The following is a 21,703-nucleotide window of genomic DNA, read 5'->3' as shown; positions in this document are numbered from 1 at the left end:
TTATGGAATATAATATAAAAGACTTTAAGGATAAATTGTTATTTATCCCCTTGGGTGGAACAGACGAAATAGGTATGAATGTAAATTTATATCATCTGGATGGTAAATGGATCATGGTGGATTGTGGAAGTGGCTTCCCCAATGAAGATCTACCAGGAGTAGATATGCTTGTTGCAGATATCAGTTTCGTAGAAGAGCATAAAGATGATTTATTGGCAATTATTATTACTCATGCACATGAAGATCATCTGGGTGGTATACAGTATTTGTGGAATAGTTTACAGGTACCAATATATACTAATAAATTTACAAAAAATGTACTAATTGAAAAATTAAAATATTTTCAGGATAAAACTGCTGATATCCAGATTAATGAAATTGGCGAGGATAGTGTTTTTACTTTAGGGCCGTTTTCTCTAGAAATGGTACATCTGAACCACTCTATCCCTGAAATGCACGGGATACTAATTTCTACTCAGGTTGGTAATATATTACATACAGGAGATTGGAAATTTGATAGTGATCCTATTATTAGAGAAAAATGCAATGTAAAAAAATTGAAAGAATACGGAAAAAGGGGTGTGCTAGCATTAGTTTGTGATTCTACAAATGTTTTTGAAAAAATCCCTAGTAAGTCTGAAGGCGAAGTAAGAAAAAATCTATTGAAAATAATTGGAAAATGTCAATCAATGATTTTTATTACTACTTTTGCTTCAAATATAGCAAGACTTGATAGTATATTATACGCTGCACGCTCTGTAAAACGTAAGGTGGTGATTGTTGGTCGTAGTATGCATATTATGATACAAGCAGCTCAAAATTCTGGATATTTATTGGATTATGATTCTATTATCATACCTGAAAAAGATATCAAGAATTTTGCTAGAAATGAGTTATTAGTAGTTAGCACTGGTTGCCAGGGAGAATTAAGAGCAGGATTTAATAAAATTATTAGTGATAAACACGGGCTGATCACTATGAATGAGAATGATACTGTAATTTTTTCATCCAAAATTATTCCGGGTAATGAAAAGCAAATATTTAGTTTAATTAATCAGCTGGTTAGGAGAAATATTAATGTTATTACAGAAAAAGATGATCTAGTGCATGTTTCAGGTCATCCTTCAGTAAGCGAGCTAGATAAAATGTATTCGTTAATTTCACCTAAAATTTCTATACCTGTGCATGGAGAGCCTATACATATACATAGACATGTACAAATTGCTAAATCATCTGGAGTGAATGATGCAGTGATGGTAGCTAACGGGGATATTGTAGAAATTAGTATGGATGGTAGTAATATATTAGGAAAGGTTAAAAATGGTTATCTAGCAATAGATGGAAATTATATGTTGCCTGTTACATCTGATATATTTAAGTTAAGACTTAAAATGCAGAATTCTGGTATAGTGCTGGTCAATATTTTTACTGATAAATTTTTTAAGATCTTAAGGCGCCCGAGCTTTATTGCCCCAGGATTACTAGATAAAAAATATGATTCAGATCTAATTAAGTATTTTGTCGATAAAATTTCAGATGCTATGTCAGTAAGAGAATCTGATCCTAAAAGGAATATGTCAAAAATACAAATTAATAGCTATATCAAATATATGTTAACCAAACTTATTTATAAAGAATTAAAGAAATCTCCTGTAATTCTAGTCAATATAGAAGAAATGAATTATTAGTAATTTATTTCTGTAGGTCTTATATTTGAGTATTTATATACTTGTTTATTTTTGCATATTATGTTAGATTTCGCCTATGGCGTGTGTGTTTTCGCTTTTGGTATTACATCTGATGTATGGTGTTTTTATCAGATTTTATATATGGTTTTATAGTTTAATTATAAAATTTACTTGATGGCGAGTGTAATTCAGTTGGTTAGAATGTCAGACTGTGACTCTGAAAGCACCGGTTCAAGTCCGGTCATTCGCCCCATTTGTATATTATTTATCTAGCTAATTTATCTAGTTGTTTCATTGCTAGATGTTTGTTTCTAGAAAATTATTCGATTTAAGAGATTTTTGAGTTTATTTATAGTTAATATAAGGTGCATTTCCACATTAGTTGAGTAGATAATTCTAAGGATTATAATTATTATAATGATGTAATCTGATTTTTCTATTTGTATATATATTAATTTTGTTAATGAATTATATTTGAGAGGTTAGGATGGTAGTTTCAGAGTTTTCTTATTGTGATAAAGCTAATCAAACTTGTTATCCATTTTTATTGCAGGATTTACCTTTTAGTAAGGATTCTTTTGGTGAAAGTTTTTCAGCAGAAACTTTTGATTATCACCATGGGAAGCACCATAATGCATATGTAGTAAATTTGAATAAGTTGATCAAAGATAATGAAAGCTATCATAATAAATCTTTAGAAAATATTATCGATATTTCATATTTGAAGGATCCTATGGTATTTAATAATGCAGCACAAATTTGGAATCATAATTTTTTTTGGTGTTCTATTACTCCCGTTAAGAAAAGCCCTAGCTCTGAGTTATTAAACCTAATTGAAAATAGATTCACAAGTTACCAGCTGTTTACAGAAGAGTTCAGAAAAGTTGCACTTAGCCAATTTGGTAGTGGTTGGGCTTGGTTGGTTTTTGTAGATAATCAACTAGAAATACTTAAAACTTCTAACGCTGAAACTCCTATTTGTTTGAATAAGAGTTATTTTCCTCTTCTAGCATGTGATGTCTGGGAACATGCTTACTATATTGATTATCGTAATAGAAGGCCTGACTATATTACTACATATTTAGAATATATGATAAATTGGGATTTCGTTTCTGATCAGTTGAAAAAAGCTGCGATATCTTAGTGTTTTTTATTTTAATATCAGTTTTTATTTTTAGTCATATATTGATCTCTTTACTATTTTCTATCTAGTTTTGTGATATCTGGTGTGTTTAGGCAATAAAATATGTTAAGTCTTGTATTGTGTTAAGATCCAATTTAATTTTCAAGATTATAAATTCTTCATTTTTAATTTTTGGGACAGCCGTAGGGGCTGGTATGCTAGGGTTACCTATAGTGATTAGTGTATTAGGTTTTATACCTGGTGTTATTATTTCATTTTTGGTATGGGGCCTTATGTATGTTACTGGTGTGTTGTTTGTAGATGTTATTACACGTTTTCCCAATAAAAATCTTTTATCTATCATCAGTGATAGATTAGGTGGCAACTGGGCACTGATAACTCGTATTGCTTTCATCTTTCTCTATTATGTTTTGATAATAGCCTATTTTAGTGCTGGTTCTCCTGTACTCATTAATTTTTTGTGTATTACTACTTCTTTAAATTGGGTGATATATGTAATATTTGGAGTGGTTTTTTCAATTTTATTGATGTTAAAGACAAAGCATCTTGGGTATATTAATACTATACTTGGTATAGTAATGATTATTTGTTTTTTCTTATTATGTTATACTGCCTTCTCTAAAATAGAACTGGAAAAATTGAGTTTCATGAACTATTCCGGTATGTTGTTATCTGCACCTGTGTTGTTTAGTGTTTTTGGATATCATGCGGTATTGCCTATAGTATGTGAGTACTTGCAGTATGATAAAAAATTAATATATAATACCATATTCTATGGTACTTTTGTTGCGCTTATCATGTATGTGATTTGGCAAATGATAATGATAGGAGTTATATCTAAGGATACCTTGAATCAAGCATTATTGAATGATTTAGCTATTACTGATATACTTCATTTTATGGGAAATAGCAGCTATGTTGTGGTTGCTCAGGTGTTTTCTTTTCTAGCACTTAGTACTTCACTTATAGGTATATCCTTAGCTAATATGGCATTAATTGATGATATTTTAGTTATCACTTGGAATCTCCATTCAATGAAAGTTTTCAGGATTATTATCGTGTTAGTTCCGGCATGTATTATTTCAGCGATTAATCCATATATCTTTAATAAGGCTCTAGAGCTTGCAGGAGGTATAGGTGTATCCTATCTTAGTGGATTGTTACCATTATTGCTGTTTTATAACGTTAAATATAAAAAACAAACAGCACTTGAATTAGAATCAACTAAATATTTAAAGTTACTAATATATTTTATGACAGCTTGCGTTATATCTGTTATGTTATTAGAGTTGTATAAAATAATAAAGATTATAGCTTATTAATGTGCTATAGATATTTTTATCTGATTCTTTAAACTTATTAGATATATATTTCACTAGGTTTATTTTCTGTTGAATATAATATATGATATTGATGTTGTGTGTTTTTATATTAAAAATGAGACTTTATTAGTTTTTGCATATTTTATAACGAAGCCATTATGTTTATGCTAGACAAAGATTAATTTTTATACCTAAGTTATTTTTTAGAAAATCATCTAAATATATGAGATCATCATGATGAATTCTTTACTTTTTGTTCATTTAATAGTATCCATACTGTTGGTATTAGTAATATTATTACAGAATACTTCAACTGATAGTATTACAGGAATTAATAGCGAATCTAATAATATGGGATTATTAAGTGCTAGAGCTAAATCCACTCTCTTGGTTAAAACCACCAGTTTTTTAGGAATTATTTTTTTTGTCAATGCTTTGATATTAGCTAATTTAGCAATTAATAAGGAGCAAAATGATCCTTTAACAAAAAAATTAGAACAAAAAAATGATGCCATAGAGAATAAGCTACAGGATAATGTTCCTATTGCTAAATAACAATTATTTATTTTTTATCAAAAGATTACTAGAATATACAATATCATGGACATGCAAGGCAAAATCACACTTAAAGATGGTTTTAATATATCCAATAAATTACCCTTTACTTTAATAGCTGGTCCGTGTCAAATTGAAAATTTAAATCATGCCTTGTTTATGGCTGATCAAATAAAGGCTATCACCGATAGATTGGGTATTGCCTTTATATATAAATCTTCCTTCGATAAAGCAAATCGTACTTCTTTTAAAACTAGTAGAGGGGTGGGTTTAGATGCAGGATTAGAGATATTGTCTAAGGTAAAATCTCAAATTCAATGCTCTATTACTACCGATGTACATAATGAATATCAATGCAAAGCAGTGGGGGATGTAGTAGATATATTACAGATACCTGCATTTTTGTCACGTCAGACAGATTTACTTCATGCTGCTGCAGTTACACAAAAAATTGTAAATGTTAAAAAAGGCCAATTTTTGTCTGCTTGGGAAATGAGGAATGTTTATGATAAGTTAGTGCATTTTGGAACAAATAATATCATTTTTACTGAGAGAGGTACTTCTTTTGGTTACCATAATCTGGTCTCTGATATGAGAGGATTGCATATTATGAAAAAAATTGATAACGTTCCTGTATTTTTTGATGCCACCCATTCTATACAATTACCTGGTATTGGTTCCCAGAGCGGTGGAGAAAGAGAGTTCATAGAAGTTTTAGCTAGATGTGCTATATCAGTGGGCATTGCGGGGATTTTTATGGAGGTACACCAAGATCCAGATACAGCACCTAGTGATGCTGCATGTATGTTGAAGTTGGATATGCTAGAGAAATTACTTATCAATTTACAGAAATATGATCGATTATCTAAGGAATAAAATTTATGAGAATAAGAATATTTATTCTCATAAACAGAACAACCTCCCTATATACAATTCAACCAATTAGCAATTTAATCTTACAATTCTTGTAGTCTTTCTTATAGGTAAGTACACCTCTCCTGCCCAGTGGTATGTATGGGGCTGGGGGGCTGTTCTCAAAACAAAGAGTAGAGTGCTGACAATTTTACTATCGTAGTTAGATATATTAGCATTATTAACATTATTAACAGCACTAATATTAGTATATTTTTTTTATTGCGCATTCGCTATACAATCGATCAATTAATGTTTTTGATTCAACATGTTAGTGTGGAGGGATTTATAAATCAACTAAAATCTTTATATAAGTACTATCACGTAGCCTTGTTAAAAAATTTTGAAACTGTGATGAACGTTGTCTTTCTAACATGTTTGACAATATAACTTGAGAATCAGATGACTGATCAGGAAAAAATTTTTTATCACATAAAAATATCAGCTGAAAATTTCCATGTTGATTTTTGAATATACTACTTGCTGTACCAATTTCAATATCTTTTATTATCACTTTAGTAATTTTATCTAGGACATCGGAATTACAGTTATGATAATTTGTATCAATTATTTGTTTATATAAATTTTCATTTATTTTATCACATGATTGTATAGTCTTTTGTAGTGAGGTTAATTTTTTTATAGAATCTTTGCTATTATCTTTTGATATAAAACTCCAAAATTTCACATCAAAATTTGAGCTATCAGACTGAATCTTGTGTATATCTTTTTGTGAAAAATTTATAGAGCTACTGGTACTAAAAAGGTTAGGACTAGAAATAATTTTACTTAATATCAAATCTGCCTTAATTATTTTATGGAATAACTTTTCTTCGATATTTCTGTCTTTCATAATATTTTGTATCGTACCAGGTTTTAGTTTATTCTGTTGCTCCATTATACTAATTGCGTGTTCAATATCTGCATTATTTATTGTGATACCTGCTTGTTGTTCTGCATATTTTATAATAATCAAATTATCTATAATACTTTCTAATACATCTTTTTTGCTTAGAGTATCTATACCACTGATAACCAAAAAGAAGTTTTGTGTCGTATTAATTTCATGCATAGTGACTGGATACTCATCTACTACAGCGACTATTTCAGAATCTTCTGGCTTTGCGTATGTAGTAATGCCAAACATCATCAAGGAAAGTAATAATTCAACAACGAGGTAGAAAAACGCAATTCTCATTTATTTGTATATTAATTTAATTAAACTACTAAGTGATCTTACATATTAATTGCCTTGAGTCCAAGAGAAATAGAGAAGCCTCTAATTTTTTTTATATTATCTCTAAATATTCTGGTTGAATTCCTAGAAAACTCAACATCCATGGTAACACAATCGTTTAGATATGTCACTAATATAGTGTTTTGAAAAATATTAAACTTTAAATTATTAATCTCTGCTCTTGCTCTAAACCCTATTTTTAAATTCTTGAATAATTGATATTTGATATTACACGATGCTTGTTTCAATGTTTTGTTATGATTTTTACTAATATCATGATGTAGGATAGAGTATTTTTCTAAGTTAATTTTACTTAAAATACTAGATAATGATATCCTATTATTAGTTATAATGAGTCCTATTTCATTATTAATTGGTATGAATTTTTTATCCATTAATGCATTATAGTATAATTGAATATTATCTAATAATTTAATATTATTAATAACAATATTAAAATTTGTGATGTATCTGTTATTTTTATAACTTGACCCTCCTAGAAACACTGAAGTGAGGATGTTATTATATTTTGTATCAAAATTTATTCCAAAATTGCAATGGGTATCATATTTTAATTGATTTAACATGCTACAATTGCTGTATCTTTTAAAGATGTTGTTTATATTTAGTTCATAAATCTGTTCATTTATAGCAGATAAATTATCAAGATTTTTAGACAGTTTATTACTAATAATTAAAGATATCATGGGTTCAATTTTAACATGAGAATCTTTTTTATTACATGAATTCATCATTTTTATCAGTGGTAATTTCCATGATAAGTTTGCTTCAGGTATATTACTAAAATTAGTTTTATTGTTGTGGGTGTTTTGTTGTTTATTATGAATATATTGCATTATATTTTTATATTTCAGGGATAAGTCAATTATGCTACCATGCTGTGCTATGAATTGCTTATTTAGTGTTAATTCAGCGTTGGATTGGAATAAATTTTTTATTTTATCTATGTTAAACCTACTAGCGTAATTTAATTTTAAATATAGATCATGTTCTTTATTTAGATATATTATCTTTGATAACATTAACTCTGGTAGAATTTGAGATTTTTTTTGTTCCATATAATCTATTCTTAAGTTATCAAATATATAACAATTTAAACTGTAGAAATCATTTAGATTATAAATTCTTTCACTATATATTTTGGATGCTAGGTATTTATCTTTAATGTTATGATATTTTTCAAGGTAATGTCTACTTGAGGTTGCATTAATATCTAACCCGAATATATGATTCTGATTATGAAAAATTCCTGATAACTTAAAATAATAGTTATCTTTTTTGTACCCAAAAGCCTTATAATATTGAATATCTTGATAAGATTCTGATTTTTTATGCTTAATGTGGCTGTAATCTAATAATATTGTGTAGATTCCTAATTTTAATTGATTTCTAGTCTCAAGTGATATTGAACGAGATTTTCTTGCTATACCTAAGTTTAGAGTAAAGTCTAAATTATTCTTTGCTCTCCAATATATAGGTAATATAAATGATCCATTTTTAATATAAGGTATTAACAATCCGGATTTAGCAGGAGAATTAGGTGTATAATGTACTAGGTACGGTATATATAAAATAGGTATATTATATAATTTAAAAAACATATTTTTATGTGTTATTTGATGAGTTAGAAGATCTATATTGGTTTTTGATGCTTCTATTGACCATATGGGGGAGCATTTGCCATCAGTATGACATGCAGTAAATACACTATCAGTTAACTGTATTTTATCAGTATCTGATATGACAGCTGTATTGGAATCCAATGATATGTTGTTTCCAAAATATAATTGAAATTCTTTGATTATTACATTCTTTAGTTTATTTTTAAATATTGCATGTGAACCGAGAATTTTTTTCTCTGAAGCGTCGCTTATTGATATATTGCCTTTAGCAGTTAAGATATCATTGGTAATATCATAAGAAATTTTATCACAATGGATATTGAATCCATTATATCTAATAGTAACATTACCTGATGCCTCTATTGAGTTGAGTTTATTATTCATTTCAATAACATCGGCTTTTAGAGATGATTTCTTATCTTGCAATTTTATTATATTATTATCAGACGTTGCTACAGCAGTTATTTCAAAATTTATTACCGTAAATAGTAGATACAAATATATTGTAATCTTTAGTGTATAGTATAAAATATCCGTGTTATGGCGATAGCATTGAACAAAAAAATTCATGTCTACATGGGTTATTATACATATTAGGTAGAATATTCTATAACTATTGTATTATTCCTACAAACAATCAATAAAAAAATAATGTTAAATATACCAGAAGATAATGCTGTTAAGACTTTGTCTGTAACAGAAGTTTCCAATCAAATCAAGTGGCTTTTGGAGAATAATTTTTCTGAAGTGCAAGTGAAAGGAGAAATTTCTGGAATACATTTTGCTTCATCTGGGCATTGTTATTTTCATCTTAAAGACAATCTTTCTATATTGTCAGTTATTTTTTGGAAAAGTCATTTGCTTCAAACACGTTTTGAGCTCAGTGATGGCCTAGAAGTAATAGTATACGGTAAGATCTCATCTTACTCGGGTCAATCCAAATATCAGTTATATGCAAAATCAGTACAACTAGCAGGGATAGGAGATTTTATAAAGCTGATTGCAGAACGAAAAAAAAGGCTAGAAAAAGAAGGATTGTTCGATAAGATACATAAAAAGAAAATACCATTTTTACCAAAGAAAATCGGTATTATTACTTCAATTAAAGGATCTGTGATTAAGGATATAGTACATAGGATCAATGCAAGATGTCCTCTATGTTTATTAGTGTGGCACATTGCAGTTCAAGGGGATACATCAGAATCAGATATCACAAATGCTATTAATGGCTTTAATAAAATTCAAGATAGGCCAGATCTGATTATTATAGCAAGGGGAGGAGGTACAATAGAGGATTTGATATCTTTTAGTAGTGAATCAGTAGTTAGAGCTGCGTTTCATTCTGAAATACCTATTATATCAGCTATAGGTCATGAAACTGATCATAGTTTATTAGATTTAGTGGCAGATCTTAGAGCCCCTACCCCTACAGCAGCTGCAGAGTTAGCTGTACCCTTAATTCAAAATTTAAAAGATAATATACGTGAATTATATGGTTCTATCAATAGTGCTGTAAAACTTAACATGAATTATAAACAACAAATCATTGATTCATATATCGTATTATCAAAATATCCAGTTTCTATTATAGAGAATCATATACAGATGATAGATCATATTAATGATATTGTTTACACTTATGTTAGAAATATTATTCAAAATCAATCTTTTGTATTAAAAAATATTAATCTTTTAGCATCTATACCATTAAATATAATCAATAATAAAGTTGCTGTATTTAACCAAAATATAAAATTTATACTACATTCTGTAGATAAGGTAGTAAATGATTCACTAAATGAAATTAAATTAACCGAAGTGTTATTAGAAAATTTTGATATACGAAAGCTACTAAGTAGAGGATTTACATTATTAAAGACCCCTGAAGGAACCCGTATCTTTTCAGCCTTAGAGGCAATAAAATATGATATCTTACATCTAGAATTCTTTGATGGAGAAATAATAGTAATACCTCAAAGCAAAAAATAGTACCACCACTACCTATCTACACGTGTATGTATAATACAACATTTATCATACCCTACTACTACGCAGTTATGCACTAATATAAAATTGATTTTTATACCTAAATTGATTATTATTTAGTTTTACCTACGCTAGCTTGATTAATAATAAATTCATACAGTAAATTGAATGATTTAAGTATTTTTGACAGTAAATGTGAATTCTTTTATTATGAAGGGCATTAATTATATGGACAAAATATTTTGTTTAAAATATAATTGCTCTTGCCTAAGCGGATGTGATGAAACTGGTATACATGCTAGATTTAGGTTCTAGTGTCGTGAGACGTGAGGGTTCGAATCCCTCTATCCGCACGTTCGTAATTGTACAATTGATTTCTCCTCATTTTATTCCTTGAGTGGTAACTTAAATATGAATGTCTTAGAATTAAAGAATCATGAATTAGAGCTAGACTTAAAAGTTGTAATACCCAGTTCAGAAATACAGAAAAAATTGGATATCGAATTGAGTAAATTAGCAAAAAAATCTAAAATAGATGGCTTTAGAGCTGGTAAAGTGCCCATTGAAATATTAAAAAGGAGATACCTTACATCTCTAAGGGCAGATGTGATTAATAATACCGTGCAGCAAGCCGTTAAAGATATTGTTGATGCAAGAAATATTCAAATTACTAAATCTCCTGAGATTTTGGATTTAGTTAATAATGAAGGCCAAGATCTGGAATTTAGAATTCAGTTTGAATTATTACCAGAGGTTTTGATGCCTGATTTTAAGCAAATTACATTAAAAAAACATCTAGTAAAATTCAATGATGAGGATATTCAGGAGCAGATGAATTTAATCAGTCGTTACTATGCTACATATACACTGTCAGAAGATACTTCAAGCAAATTTGATAAAATTATCGTCAATGATTTTCCTTATTTGTCTGATAATGGTGTTTTAATTGAATCTGCCGTATTAAAAGAACAAGAGATTGTTATTGGAGATAACAGTTTTCCTGAAGAGTTTGACAATGCTTTATTGAATCTTAAGGCAGGTAATAAAATTGATCTAAAACTACAAATTGCTGAGGACCATCCCGTAGCAGAATTAGCTGGGAAATTTGTACGTCATGAAGTTGAAGTATTAAAATTATATAAAGCTAATATACCTAATCTAGATAATGAGTTTGTACAAAAATTGGGATATGATAATTTAGAAAATTTTAGAAAATTACTTGTGAAAAATATGGAGACAGTAGCTCAAGATGTATCCTATTTAGTAATGAAAGTCGATCTTTTTAATAAGTTAGATGAAGAATTAAAGTTTTTAGTTCCAAACTCAATTTTACAGAATGAGTTACTAAAAATTACCAAACAAAGACAAACTGATATAGAAAATAATAAGAAAAGATTGGAATCAATATTTTATACTACCAAGCAAGCTAAAGATGTTAATAGTATATTTGTTGCACAAAACATTGCTCAAAATTCAATTGAAAAATTAGAAAATCTGTCTGAAGAAGAACCAAATAAAGAGTATATGAAATTAGCTTATCGTAGGGTCAGAATAGCTTTAATGCTTTCAGAATATCTGAAAGTGAACAATATGTTGTTAGAAAAATCTGATATTTCTAATGCTTTACTAGAAGAGGTCAAGAAATTCCCTGGAATGGAAAAGCAGGTATTAGAGCATTATAAACATAATGGAGCTGCTATGCAGTCTTTAAAACATAATCTTGTAGAAGACAAGGCAGTGAGGTCAATCATTAATAATGCAATAGTTGTTGTAGAAGTAGAATCTACCGTATCTGATCTCACTGAAATACTAAGTAATTTTAATATCTTATAACATTCCAGATTAGTTGTTGGATTAGCCTTTGGTTATTGGTATTGAAACTTCTTAAATAAATCTCATTTTTGTGATCGTACCTCAACCAATCTGCTTACAGTGCAGTTTAAAATATATTTCTATTTATTGAGTTGAACATTATATTGAATATTTATAATATATTGGTTAATTAATTAATTGTTTAATTATTAAATTGTGTCTTTAAAGTAACGCATGAAAAATTAATTAGTATTAAATTAAGATTTTTGTTATAATTAAATTAGTACTTAATTGTTAACTATATTAGTTAAGTAATATTAGTACATCAAAAAGGTGTTTATTATTAATATCTTTTTATTTAAGAATTAATTTATTATGAGGTATATTATGGAATCTGTAGTAAGTACTCCTATGAAGGATCAAGTGATTAACAATATAGATGTAGTACTAAAGCAAAATAAAATATCTACATCCAATATAGTTAGTGGAGTGAAAACAGATGCTACTCCTACCAACCAATTTACAGGAAAAGCTTTATCTATTAATGCTGGAACATTACGAGAGCAGAGTAATCAACTGATACTACCGCAAAATTTGATAGATAAAGCTACTTCTTCTATTGGACAAATACTTTCTATATTACAGGAGTCAAAGAATATAGTAACAGCAGCAGAAAATTCAACTGACGTTACAGATAGAGCAATTTTTAAAAAAGCTGTTGATAATTCGATATCAACTATTAATGATCTTATTGATAATACTAAATTCAAGGATACAGTAATTTTTGGTAGCACTATTAATTACTCTACAGGGCTAAGTAGTAAGCATACATTTACACTTTTAAATATTAAGAATTCAATATTCTTACCAACAAGCGGTAGAACTCCTCGTCCTTTAACAGCAATTGATTTTTCAACTGATGCCAAAATTCAAGATGCAAAAGAAATATTAAAGAATACTATAAACACTGTACTTGGGTTTCAGGCAGATATAGGTAATGAAAATAACAACCTAGCTGCTAATAGAAATATTTTATCTGAAAATGTTCATATAACAAATGATACTGCAAATGGATATTTAAAATCGAATCCAGTACAAGAAATGGAAAATATACGTGATAATCGAGCAGCAATTGATGTTATGTTTGCTACTATGCTAGCCAATCATGGTATATCAGATGCCCAAGTTAGGTATATTTCTGCTAGTGCAGTTTATTAGGAATTTTTAGTTTAGGATTACATCATATACTAGGTATAGATATTAGAGCATTATAAACATAATCTTGTAGAAGACAAAGCAGTAAGGTCAATCATTAATAATGCAGTGGTTGTTGTAGAAGTAGAATCTACCGTATCTGATTTCACTGAAATATTAAGTAATTTTATATCTTATAATATTCCAGATTGGTTGTGGAACTAGCCTTTGGTTATTGGCATTGAGATTTCTTTAATAGATCTAATTTTTGTGATCGTATCTCAACCAATCTGTTTACAGTACAGTTTAAAATATATTTCTATTTATTTACTTGAGAAGTATATTGTTTAATTGTTTCTTTAAAACAATATATAATAATTAATAAGCTACTAATTAATTAATTAATTAGTGTTAAATTAAGATTCTTGCTATCATTAAATTAGCATTAATTGTTAACTAATATTCAATTAGCTAACATTAGTACAATAGAAAGATATTTATTATAAATATCTTTCTATTTAAGAATTAATTTATTATGAGGTATATTATGGAATCTGTAGTAAGTACTCCTATGAAGAATCAATTGATTAACAGTATAGATGTGGTACTAAAACGAAATAAAACATCTACAACCAATGCGACTGGTGGAATGAAGACAGATGCTACCCCTAGTAACCAGTTTACAGGAAAAGCTTTGGCTATTAATGCTGGAACATTACAAGAGCAGAGTAATCAACTGATATTACCACAAAATCTGCTAGATCAAGCTGATTCTTCTGTTAAACAAATACTTATTCTATTACAGGAGTCAAAGAATATATTAACAGCAGCAGAAAATACAACTGATAATGTAAGTAAAGAAATTTTTGAAAAAGCTGCTAATAATTCGATATCAACTATTAATGCTCTTATTGATAATACCAAATTCAAGGATACAGTAATTTTTGGTAGTACTATTAATTACTCTACAGGGCTCAGTAGTAAGCATACATTTACACTTTTAGATGTTAAGAATTCAATATTTTTACCACCTACTGCTCCTGCTGCTCCTGGGACTACTCCTCCTGCTCCTACACCTGCTCCTACACCTGTAACAGCATTTGATTTTTCAACTGATGTAAAGATGCAAGAGGCAAAAGAAATATTAACGAATACTATAAACACTGTACTTGAGTTTCAGGCAGATGTAGGTAATGAAAATGCCAACCTGGCTGCTAATAGAAATATTTTATCTGAAAATGTTCATATAACAAATGATACTGCAAATGGATATTTAAAATCGAATCCAGTACAAGAAATGGAAAATATACGTGATAATCGAGCAGCAATTGATGTTATGTTTGCTACTATGCTAGCCAATCATAGTATATCAGATGCCCAAGTTAGATATGTTTCTGCTAGCGCAAATTAGGAATTTTTAGTTTAAGGTAACATCATATACTAGATATATTTTAGATATGATGTTATCTTCTATATAGATTAATATAATAAACAGAAAATAATCATGTGTTATGAAAAAGGATTTTGAGATATTAAAAAATAAAATTGAAGCTTCTTTGAATATTATCAAGAGGTCTCTTTGAGATAGAGAGATCTTACAATAGATTATCAGAAATTAACTCTAAATTAAACGATGAAGATTTATGGCTAGACCGTAAATCTTCTAGTAATTTGCTGAAAGAAAAAATATTTATAGAAAAAAATATTGGTTCATTTAAAAAAATTGATAACCAGTTAAAAGATAATGTTGAGTTATATCAGATTATTGAAGATGATTATGGGATTGATGATGCAGAAATGGATAATTTAGTATCTGATATGAGCAAGCTTGATTCGGTAGCAGAAATGCTTAAAATGAATTCTCTGTTTTATGATATAAATGATCATAATAATTGTTTTATAGAGATTAATGCCGGCGCTGGTGGAACAGAAAGCCACGACTGGGCTATGATGATGATGAGAATGTATTTAAGATTCGCTGAGAAAAAAGGATTCAAATCTGAAATACTTAATATAGTAAAAGGTGAAGATGCTGGCATTAAGTCTTGTTGTATAAAGATTGTAGGTGATATGTCATATGGATGGTTTAAAACAGAAACAGGGGTACATAGATTGGTACGTATTTCTCCGTTTAATGCTGTTGGTAAACGCATGACGAGCTTTGCAAGTTTTTGGGCATATCCGGAGATTGATCAAGATATTAAGATTAATATAGATGAGAAAGATTTACGGATAGATACCTATCGTTCTTCAGGTGCAGGTGGCCAACATGTAAACACTACTGATTCAGCAGTGCGTATTACTTACCTTCCGTCTAATATAGTTGTACAGTGTCAAAATCAAAGGTCTCAGCACAGAAATAAACTTGAAGCTATGAAAATTTTGAGATCTAGATTATTTGATATAGAACAAAAAAAGATGAATGAAGATTCTATCAAAAAACATAAAGAAAAAGGTGAAATATCTTGGGGAAACCAAATTAGGTCATATATACTGCAGCCATATCAAATGGTAAAGGATTTAAGAACTAATTATGAAACATCAAACGCTAATTCAGTTTTAGATGGCAATTTAGAAATATTTATTACAAAGTCACTTGCTTTAGTAAAAAAAACTGACATATAATAAAAATTATTTACCTTTATTTATTATCAGTAAATTTTTTGAATTATATATTTTCTTTTATTTAATCCAAGTATTTGAATTTTTATCTCAATTCTATTAGTTTCTGGAAGAAAATTTCTGATTATCTGTGGCCATTCTATAAATAGGACATTATTGGTATAGATCATATTTTCTATACCAATCTCATATAATTCATTAATGGAATTTAACCTATATAAGTCTAAGTGATAAATATCAAATTGTTGCAGTTTGTATATTTGAATGATATTAAAACTGGGGCTGGTAACATGTACTGGATCTTTACTCAGATGGTTTATGATTTCACGACAAAAAGATGTTTTGCCAGAGCCTAATTCTCCATCAAACGTGATAACGGTATTATTAGTAATAGAGATAGCAATATTTTTTGTTATTTCTAGAAAATTTTTATAATTATCTATTATAAATTCTTGTAACATTTTTTTTAGGAATGCAGTCCTAATTTTGTAATAAAGTTCGGGTAGATACCAATTTTATCTATATGAGAGTTTATTGCCTGCAATTTTTCTTCAAAAGATTTATATGACTTATGTATTTTTTCTATATTTCCAGTCATCACAATTGCAGAATCTATTTTGGATCCCATCGCTCCTAATATGTCTGTTTCTAACGTATCACCTATCATTAAAATTTTCTGTGGTTCTATGTTTTGAATATTATTTAGTATTTCAAGATATATATCTTGTTTAGGTTTACCCGTATAAATTACTTTTCCTCCGTGCTGTTCTAATATATTTGCAAAATACCCAGAGCAGTAATTTATTCTATCAGGATGAGGTGATACAATATCTGGATTAGCACAAATATTAACTATATTAGGCATCAAGGCTGCCTCTTTTAGTAAATTATCAAATTCTGTAAGATTGTCATTGCTGTTTTTTGATAATGTAAGTAATAAAATATCTGTATCGCTCAATTTGTTAGATGCTGTATAATCAATATTATTTAATAAATCTGTATGTAAATTATTGCCTAAATGATAAATTCTAATGTTTTTAATATTTTTGGATTGCTTAATATCCAATATTTTTTTTCGTGCTATCTCACCAGAAGTAATTACCATGCTATCTCTTATTCCTGTTAAACCTACATTATGTAGTACCGAGATTATTGCAGACTTTATTCTAGGAGCATTAGATATAAAAAATACTTGTTTTTGTTTTATTATATGGTTTACAAATTCAATTACTTCATGATATACGCTGCTATCTTCAAATATTACTCCCCAGATATCTAGTAATAAAATATCATATCTTTCAATGACAGATAATATATGGTGAAACTTTATTTTATACATCTTTTATAAATAATATCTGAAACATAAATTAGAAAATACAAACATCAGATAAAACTATTGCAATTTTTTATTAAGTCACAATAAACTCAGTAATACTAAACAATAGTAATTCTTCAGTGTTAGACACAAAACAAAATAAGGTTCAGTTACAACAAGTATTAATATTAAATATAAATGTTAAACACTCTTTATCCTAGATTCAGTTTTTTTAGGAATTGAATTTATAGCCGGTTGTGCATTATTTTCGATTACATCTTTTCCGATTACTACTTGTTTACCTTCAATATCTGAAATATTATACATAGTATCAAGCAATAAAGATTCAATAATTGCTCTCAAACCTCTAGCACCGGTTTTTCTTAGTAATGCCTTGTTAGCTACGGACTCAATAGCTTCATGGGTAAATACTAATTTAACATTATTCAATTCAAATAATTTCTGATATTGTTTTACTATAGCATTTTTAGGCTTAGTTAAGATATCCACCAAAGCATTTTTATCGAGTTCCATTAACCTTGAAATCACTGGTAAACGTCCTATAAACTCAGGGATCATACCAAATTTTATTAGATCTTCAACTGATAAATCTTCTAATAGAGCATTATAATGAGGGTCAGTATTGGATACAAGATTTGCTGAAAACCCTATAGACGAGTTGCTTTTACGTTTAGCTATAATTTCTTCAATCCCTAAGAATGCCCCTCCACATATAAATAATATATTAGAAGTATCAACAGGAATACATTCTTGTTGTGGGTGTTTTCTTCCTCCTTGAGGAGGCACGTACGCTACAGTTCCTTCAATAATTTTTAGTAATGCTTGTTGTACACCTTCTCCAGAAACATCCCTTGTAATTGACATATTCTCTGATTTTCTAGCAATTTTATCTATTTCATCTATATATATTATGCCTTGTTGGGCTAGTTCAAGATTAAAATTAGCTGACTGCAATAATCTTAATAATATGTTTTCAACATCTTCACCAACATATCCTGCCTCAGTTAAAGAAGTAGCATCTGCTATAGTAAAAGGTACTCTAAGTATTTTAGCTAATGTTTGAGCAAAGAATGTTTTACCTGAACCAGTTGAACCTATTAGTAAGATATTAGATTTATTTAACTCAACATCACTATTAGGATTATTACTGATATAGTCTAAACGTTTATAGTGGTTGTACACTGCAACTGACAAAGTTTTTTTTGTAGCTTCTTGTTCTACTATATATTTATCTAGTAAATTAGACAGTTCAATGGGAGATAGTGTATTAATTAATTCTTGCCTTGGAGCATCTGAATTTTCATCCATGATATCGAGGCACACCTCAATGCACTCATTGCAGATGAAAACCCCAGGGCCTGCTATTAATTTTTTTACTTCATACTGATTTTTTTCACAAAAAGAACAGCTCAAAGTAGTTTGTGAAGGTTTTCTATTCATATCCTATTTACTAATATGTTTGGATTATTCATTACTAAATAATAACCCACTAAGTTTAATAGTAATTGCATTACATAGTGATTGCAAGCTAAATATAAATGCCTAATAGTGCAAATAAAATTAATAAAAAACACAAACTTTTAACTTTTAAATGAATCAAATTAATCTATACTCAACAAAAAAAATCTTTAATATTTAACTTGATACTACAAATAAATCTCTACTTGACATTATCTGATCTATAATTCCGAATTCTTTAGCTTGCTCTGGAGACATAAAACAATCTCTTTCAATACGCATCTTTATTTCGGAGGTATCTTTCCCGGTATGTTTTGAGTAGATTTGAGTAATCAGATCTTTTATCTTTAAAGTTTCTTCAGCATGTATTGCTATGTCAGTTGCTTGCCCTTGATAACCTCCTAACGGCTGATGTATCATGACTCTACTGTTTGGGAGTGCAAATCTCATATTTTGATCCCCTGCAAGTAATAACGTAGCACCCATAGAACATGCTTGCCCTATGCATAAAGTAGCAATTTTAGGTTTAACATATTGCATCGTATCATATATAGCGAGACCTGAAGTTACTACACCTCCAGGGGAATTAATGTACATATATATTTCCTTATTTGGGTCTTCTGCTTCTAAAAACAGAAGCTGTGCTACTACTGAGTTAGCCATATGGTCTTCAATTGAACCGCATACAAAAACTATTCTTTCCTTTAATAGCCTAGAATAAATATCGTATGATCTATCACCTTTAGATGTTTGTTCTACTACAATAGGTACATATCCTGTCATAAATTTTATCGGTAATATGTGGTTAAGTTTACAATTTATTATATATACAATACAATCTATATCATAAATATTACAGTTCTATTTTGAATAAATCAAAATATTGAATATTTAATAAAACCTGTATGAATTTACTGATAAGCCCCAATAACATTCATACATACTAATACAAGTAAGTACTTCATAACATTGGTAAAAGTCAAGTCAAATATATAATTTTGGTCTATTATTAATTTTTACTTATATCATATTGATCTGTATCAGAATATATTTTTTTTGATTTGAACCTAGAAATTGATCTTGAGTAATATCAGATTTTAAACTATTAAGAATTAGTTGATTAAGTGTTTTAATAATTTGATGTGTAACTTATTTAAATTTTCTGCTTTCAAGTCTATTATTAAATTTAGGTGTATCCTAATTTTATTTCAGTACTTCATATTACTGCTTATTTGCTTAGTGTTATGAGGTTCTACACTTATTAATTTTTTATTGTTACTTTTTTACAATTAATTTGAAACAAATATTTTGTAGTAATTAAAACTATTGTTGTAATGGATATTAAAACGATAGATAATTTACTGGGTGAAGTTACTAATAAAAGGGAAATAATATAGTGGAATCGGTTAAAATCTCATTAGAGTTTGCAGATAAATTAATAATAATAGCATTTATCGGTATAATCTGCTGGACAGGACTAAAGAATATCTTCACAGTGAAGACATTTAAATTCTTTGCTCTTGGTAATAGAAATTTCTCTACAGGAGCGCTAGTTGCTACTATTGTCGCTACCTATATGAGTGGAAGTGGTTTTTTTATAGGATTATCAAATAAATATACTAGTGGTTTATACGATATAGTTAGAACTTCTAGTATTTATCTAGCATTAATAATATTAGCATTTTTCATAGTGCCAAGGATGCAAGATTTTCTAGGCAACATATCAATAGCTGAGGCTATGAGTAGAATATATGGTGTTGGCATTAGATACACTATCTCGCTTGCTATTATTATTAATGCAGTTGGGATGATAGCCGTACAATTTAAAGCGTTTGGTAAGATATTTGAGTATTTTACTACTATCAGCCCGGATATGTCTATAGTATTTTCAGCATTATTGGTTACAATATATTCTACTATAGGAGGAATAAAAGCTGTCGTATATACAGATATTATACAATTTCTTACATTTAGTATTGCTATTATTATTATAGGTCTGATTATTTTGTACGCTGCTGATGTTTCTGAAGCTAAAATACTAAAATTAACTAAACACAAACAGTTTAATTTTAAAGAAATGTTTGATACACAAGATGTTTCATTTTGGCAAACAGTAAATTTATCATGTTTTTTTCTAGTTGCAAACCTTATAAACCCACCTACAGCCCATAGGATACTCATGGCAAGCGATTTAACCAAAATTAGGCAAGCAGTGATACTTTCAGTGATAGTATTACTGGTAGCCCTGGCATTAACATCTATTATTCCTATTGCACTTTTTATGATTGATACTAATTTAGATGCCAATAATTTGGTAACTGTTATAGTGAAGAAGTATTCAATTTTCTCCGGAATAGCAGGAATATTAATAGTAGGAGTGATAGCAATGTCAATGTCTACAGCTGACTCTTGGATTAATACAGCAGCAGTAACTTTTGCTAATGATTTATGGCCTAGTAAAAATCCTAAATACCAATTGTTTGTTGCAAAATCCTTTTCATTTTTAATTGGATTAATAGCATTAAGGATTGCTTTAATCGAAACTAGTTTATTAGATATTGTTAAAAAATTTGCAAGTTTTTATACAGGTATAGTAGTCCCAGTATTATTACTAACAATATTCGGATTCAGGACAGATAAGTCAGTTATATTAACATCGATGGGAGTAGGATTTGCTTTTATAATGTTGTTTAGAGTATATTTACCTGAAACTGAACCATCAGTTATAGTAGCTATAATTACCACATCGTTAATTTTAGGATTTCACTATCTGATATTTAAAGAAGGGGGCTTC

The 21,703-nt window shown here is 28.8% G+C and carries 17 protein-coding genes and 2 tRNA genes; 13 read left to right on the top strand and 6 right to left on the bottom strand.

Features of this window, described 5'->3' with window-relative positions; genetic code table 11:
- Nucleotides 1–2: 2 nt before the first annotated feature.
- From IHI24_RS03115 to kdsA, 6 genes are all read left to right on the top strand, one after another.
- On the top strand, nucleotides 3–1,688 hold the full coding sequence (locus IHI24_RS03115; RefSeq protein WP_194966609.1) for a ribonuclease J: 1,686 nt from the start codon (nucleotides 3–5) through the stop codon (nucleotides 1,686–1,688).
- 177 nt (nucleotides 1,689–1,865) lie between these two features.
- A tRNA-His gene (locus IHI24_RS03110) sits at nucleotides 1,866–1,941 on the top strand.
- A 234-nt stretch (nucleotides 1,942–2,175) separates the two neighbouring features.
- Nucleotides 2,176–2,832, top strand: a complete 657-nt coding sequence (locus tag IHI24_RS03105; protein WP_194966608.1) for a superoxide dismutase — start codon at nucleotides 2,176–2,178, stop codon at nucleotides 2,830–2,832.
- Nucleotides 2,833–2,951: 119 nt separating this feature from the next.
- The gene (locus IHI24_RS03100) at nucleotides 2,952–4,154 is read left to right on the top strand and encodes an aromatic amino acid transport family protein (protein WP_194966607.1); all 1,203 of its coding nucleotides are present in this window, start codon (nucleotides 2,952–2,954) and stop codon (nucleotides 4,152–4,154) included.
- Nucleotides 4,155–4,388: 234 nt separating this feature from the next.
- Nucleotides 4,389–4,709 (top strand): preprotein translocase subunit SecG, encoded by a 321-nt coding sequence (gene secG / locus IHI24_RS03095; protein WP_194966606.1) that lies wholly within the window; start codon nucleotides 4,389–4,391, stop codon nucleotides 4,707–4,709.
- A gap of 51 nt (nucleotides 4,710–4,760) precedes the next feature.
- Nucleotides 4,761–5,585: a 3-deoxy-8-phosphooctulonate synthase gene (kdsA, locus tag IHI24_RS03090; RefSeq protein WP_194966605.1), complete on the top strand. Its 825-nt coding sequence runs from the start codon at nucleotides 4,761–4,763 to the stop codon at nucleotides 5,583–5,585.
- Nucleotides 5,586–5,907: 322 nt separating this feature from the next.
- Here the strand turns inward: kdsA and IHI24_RS03085 are convergent, their stop codons facing one another.
- Entirely contained in the window at nucleotides 5,908–6,819 is a 912-nt protein-coding gene (locus tag IHI24_RS03085) for a SurA N-terminal domain-containing protein (RefSeq protein WP_194966604.1), read from the bottom strand.
- A 38-nt stretch (nucleotides 6,820–6,857) separates the two neighbouring features.
- A complete protein-coding gene (locus IHI24_RS03080; protein WP_194966603.1) occupies nucleotides 6,858–9,071 on the bottom strand; it encodes an LPS-assembly protein LptD in 2,214 nt (737 codons plus the stop codon).
- A gap of 81 nt (nucleotides 9,072–9,152) precedes the next feature.
- Between IHI24_RS03080 and xseA the strand changes: the two genes are divergently transcribed.
- From xseA to prfB, 6 genes are all read left to right on the top strand, one after another.
- The gene (gene xseA / locus IHI24_RS03075) at nucleotides 9,153–10,490 is read left to right on the top strand and encodes an exodeoxyribonuclease VII large subunit (protein ID WP_194966602.1); all 1,338 of its coding nucleotides are present in this window, start codon (nucleotides 9,153–9,155) and stop codon (nucleotides 10,488–10,490) included.
- A gap of 268 nt (nucleotides 10,491–10,758) precedes the next feature.
- A tRNA-Leu gene (locus IHI24_RS03070) sits at nucleotides 10,759–10,840 on the top strand.
- A 58-nt stretch (nucleotides 10,841–10,898) separates the two neighbouring features.
- Nucleotides 10,899–12,320, top strand: coding sequence for a trigger factor (tig, locus tag IHI24_RS03065; protein WP_194966601.1), 1,422 nt, complete (start codon nucleotides 10,899–10,901; stop codon nucleotides 12,318–12,320).
- 366 nt (nucleotides 12,321–12,686) lie between these two features.
- Nucleotides 12,687–13,517, top strand: a complete 831-nt coding sequence (locus tag IHI24_RS03060; RefSeq protein WP_194966600.1) for a hypothetical protein — start codon at nucleotides 12,687–12,689, stop codon at nucleotides 13,515–13,517.
- Between the two features lie 523 nt (nucleotides 13,518–14,040).
- Nucleotides 14,041–14,904 carry a hypothetical protein gene (locus IHI24_RS03055; RefSeq protein WP_194966599.1) on the top strand — a complete coding sequence of 288 codons (864 nt, stop codon included), beginning with the start codon at nucleotides 14,041–14,043 and terminating at the stop codon, nucleotides 14,902–14,904.
- A 100-nt stretch (nucleotides 14,905–15,004) separates the two neighbouring features.
- Nucleotides 15,005–16,118, top strand: a protein-coding gene (gene prfB / locus IHI24_RS03050; RefSeq protein WP_228777148.1) for a peptide chain release factor 2 whose coding sequence is annotated in 2 segments (ribosomal slippage) — nucleotides 15,005–15,073 and nucleotides 15,075–16,118 — 1,113 coding nt in all. Because the reading frame shifts where the segments join, the coding sequence is not laid out codon by codon here.
- 26 nt (nucleotides 16,119–16,144) lie between these two features.
- Here the strand turns inward: prfB and tsaE are convergent.
- From tsaE to IHI24_RS03030, 4 genes are all read right to left on the bottom strand, one after another.
- The gene (gene tsaE / locus IHI24_RS03045) at nucleotides 16,145–16,576 is read right to left on the bottom strand and encodes a tRNA (adenosine(37)-N6)-threonylcarbamoyltransferase complex ATPase subunit type 1 TsaE (protein ID WP_194966598.1); all 432 of its coding nucleotides are present in this window, start codon (nucleotides 16,574–16,576) and stop codon (nucleotides 16,145–16,147) included.
- 5 nt (nucleotides 16,577–16,581) lie between these two features.
- Entirely contained in the window at nucleotides 16,582–17,454 is an 873-nt protein-coding gene (locus IHI24_RS03040; RefSeq protein WP_194966597.1) for a TIGR01459 family HAD-type hydrolase, read from the bottom strand.
- A gap of 177 nt (nucleotides 17,455–17,631) precedes the next feature.
- The gene (clpX, locus tag IHI24_RS03035; protein WP_194966596.1) at nucleotides 17,632–18,891 is read right to left on the bottom strand and encodes an ATP-dependent Clp protease ATP-binding subunit ClpX; all 1,260 of its coding nucleotides are present in this window, start codon (nucleotides 18,889–18,891) and stop codon (nucleotides 17,632–17,634) included.
- 195 nt (nucleotides 18,892–19,086) lie between these two features.
- A complete protein-coding gene (locus IHI24_RS03030; protein ID WP_194966595.1) occupies nucleotides 19,087–19,692 on the bottom strand; it encodes an ATP-dependent Clp protease proteolytic subunit in 606 nt (201 codons plus the stop codon).
- Between the two features lie 613 nt (nucleotides 19,693–20,305).
- Between IHI24_RS03030 and IHI24_RS03025 the strand changes: the two genes are divergently transcribed.
- A partial coding sequence (locus tag IHI24_RS03025) for a sodium:solute symporter family protein (RefSeq protein ID WP_194966594.1) occupies nucleotides 20,306–21,703 on the top strand: 1,398 nt, incomplete at its 3' end.

Source organism: Rickettsia endosymbiont of Cardiosporidium cionae, assembly GCF_015476335.1.
Classification (GTDB): domain Bacteria; phylum Pseudomonadota; class Alphaproteobacteria; order Rickettsiales; family Rickettsiaceae; genus JADHZC01.
Note: the sequence above shows the minus strand (reverse complement) of the source record. Positions and strands in the feature narration are given on the sequence as shown.

Coding starts and splice junctions, on each gene's coding strand:
- IHI24_RS03085 (WP_194966604.1), bottom strand. CDS start 6,819: ATGAGAATTGCGTTTTTCTACCTCGTTGTTGAATTATTACTTTCCTTG.
- clpX (WP_194966596.1), bottom strand. CDS start 18,891: ATGAATAGAAAACCTTCACAAACTACTTTGAGCTGTTCTTTTTGTGAA.
- IHI24_RS03030 (WP_194966595.1), bottom strand. CDS start 19,692: ATGACAGGATATGTACCTATTGTAGTAGAACAAACATCTAAAGGTGAT.
- kdsA (WP_194966605.1), top strand. CDS start 4,761: ATGCAAGGCAAAATCACACTTAAAGATGGTTTTAATATATCCAATAAA.
- IHI24_RS03055 (WP_194966599.1), top strand. CDS start 14,041: ATGGAATCTGTAGTAAGTACTCCTATGAAGAATCAATTGATTAACAGT.
- secG (WP_194966606.1), top strand. CDS start 4,389: ATGATGAATTCTTTACTTTTTGTTCATTTAATAGTATCCATACTGTTG.
- tsaE (WP_194966598.1), bottom strand. CDS start 16,576: ATGTTACAAGAATTTATAATAGATAATTATAAAAATTTTCTAGAAATA.
- tig (WP_194966601.1), top strand. CDS start 10,899: ATGAATGTCTTAGAATTAAAGAATCATGAATTAGAGCTAGACTTAAAA.
- IHI24_RS03105 (WP_194966608.1), top strand. CDS start 2,176: ATGGTAGTTTCAGAGTTTTCTTATTGTGATAAAGCTAATCAAACTTGT.
- IHI24_RS03115 (WP_194966609.1), top strand. CDS start 3: ATGGAATATAATATAAAAGACTTTAAGGATAAATTGTTATTTATCCCC.
- xseA (WP_194966602.1), top strand. CDS start 9,153: ATGTTAAATATACCAGAAGATAATGCTGTTAAGACTTTGTCTGTAACA.
- IHI24_RS03080 (WP_194966603.1), bottom strand. CDS start 9,071: ATGAATTTTTTTGTTCAATGCTATCGCCATAACACGGATATTTTATAC.
- IHI24_RS03040 (WP_194966597.1), bottom strand. CDS start 17,454: ATGTATAAAATAAAGTTTCACCATATATTATCTGTCATTGAAAGATAT.
- IHI24_RS03060 (WP_194966600.1), top strand. CDS start 12,687: ATGGAATCTGTAGTAAGTACTCCTATGAAGGATCAAGTGATTAACAAT.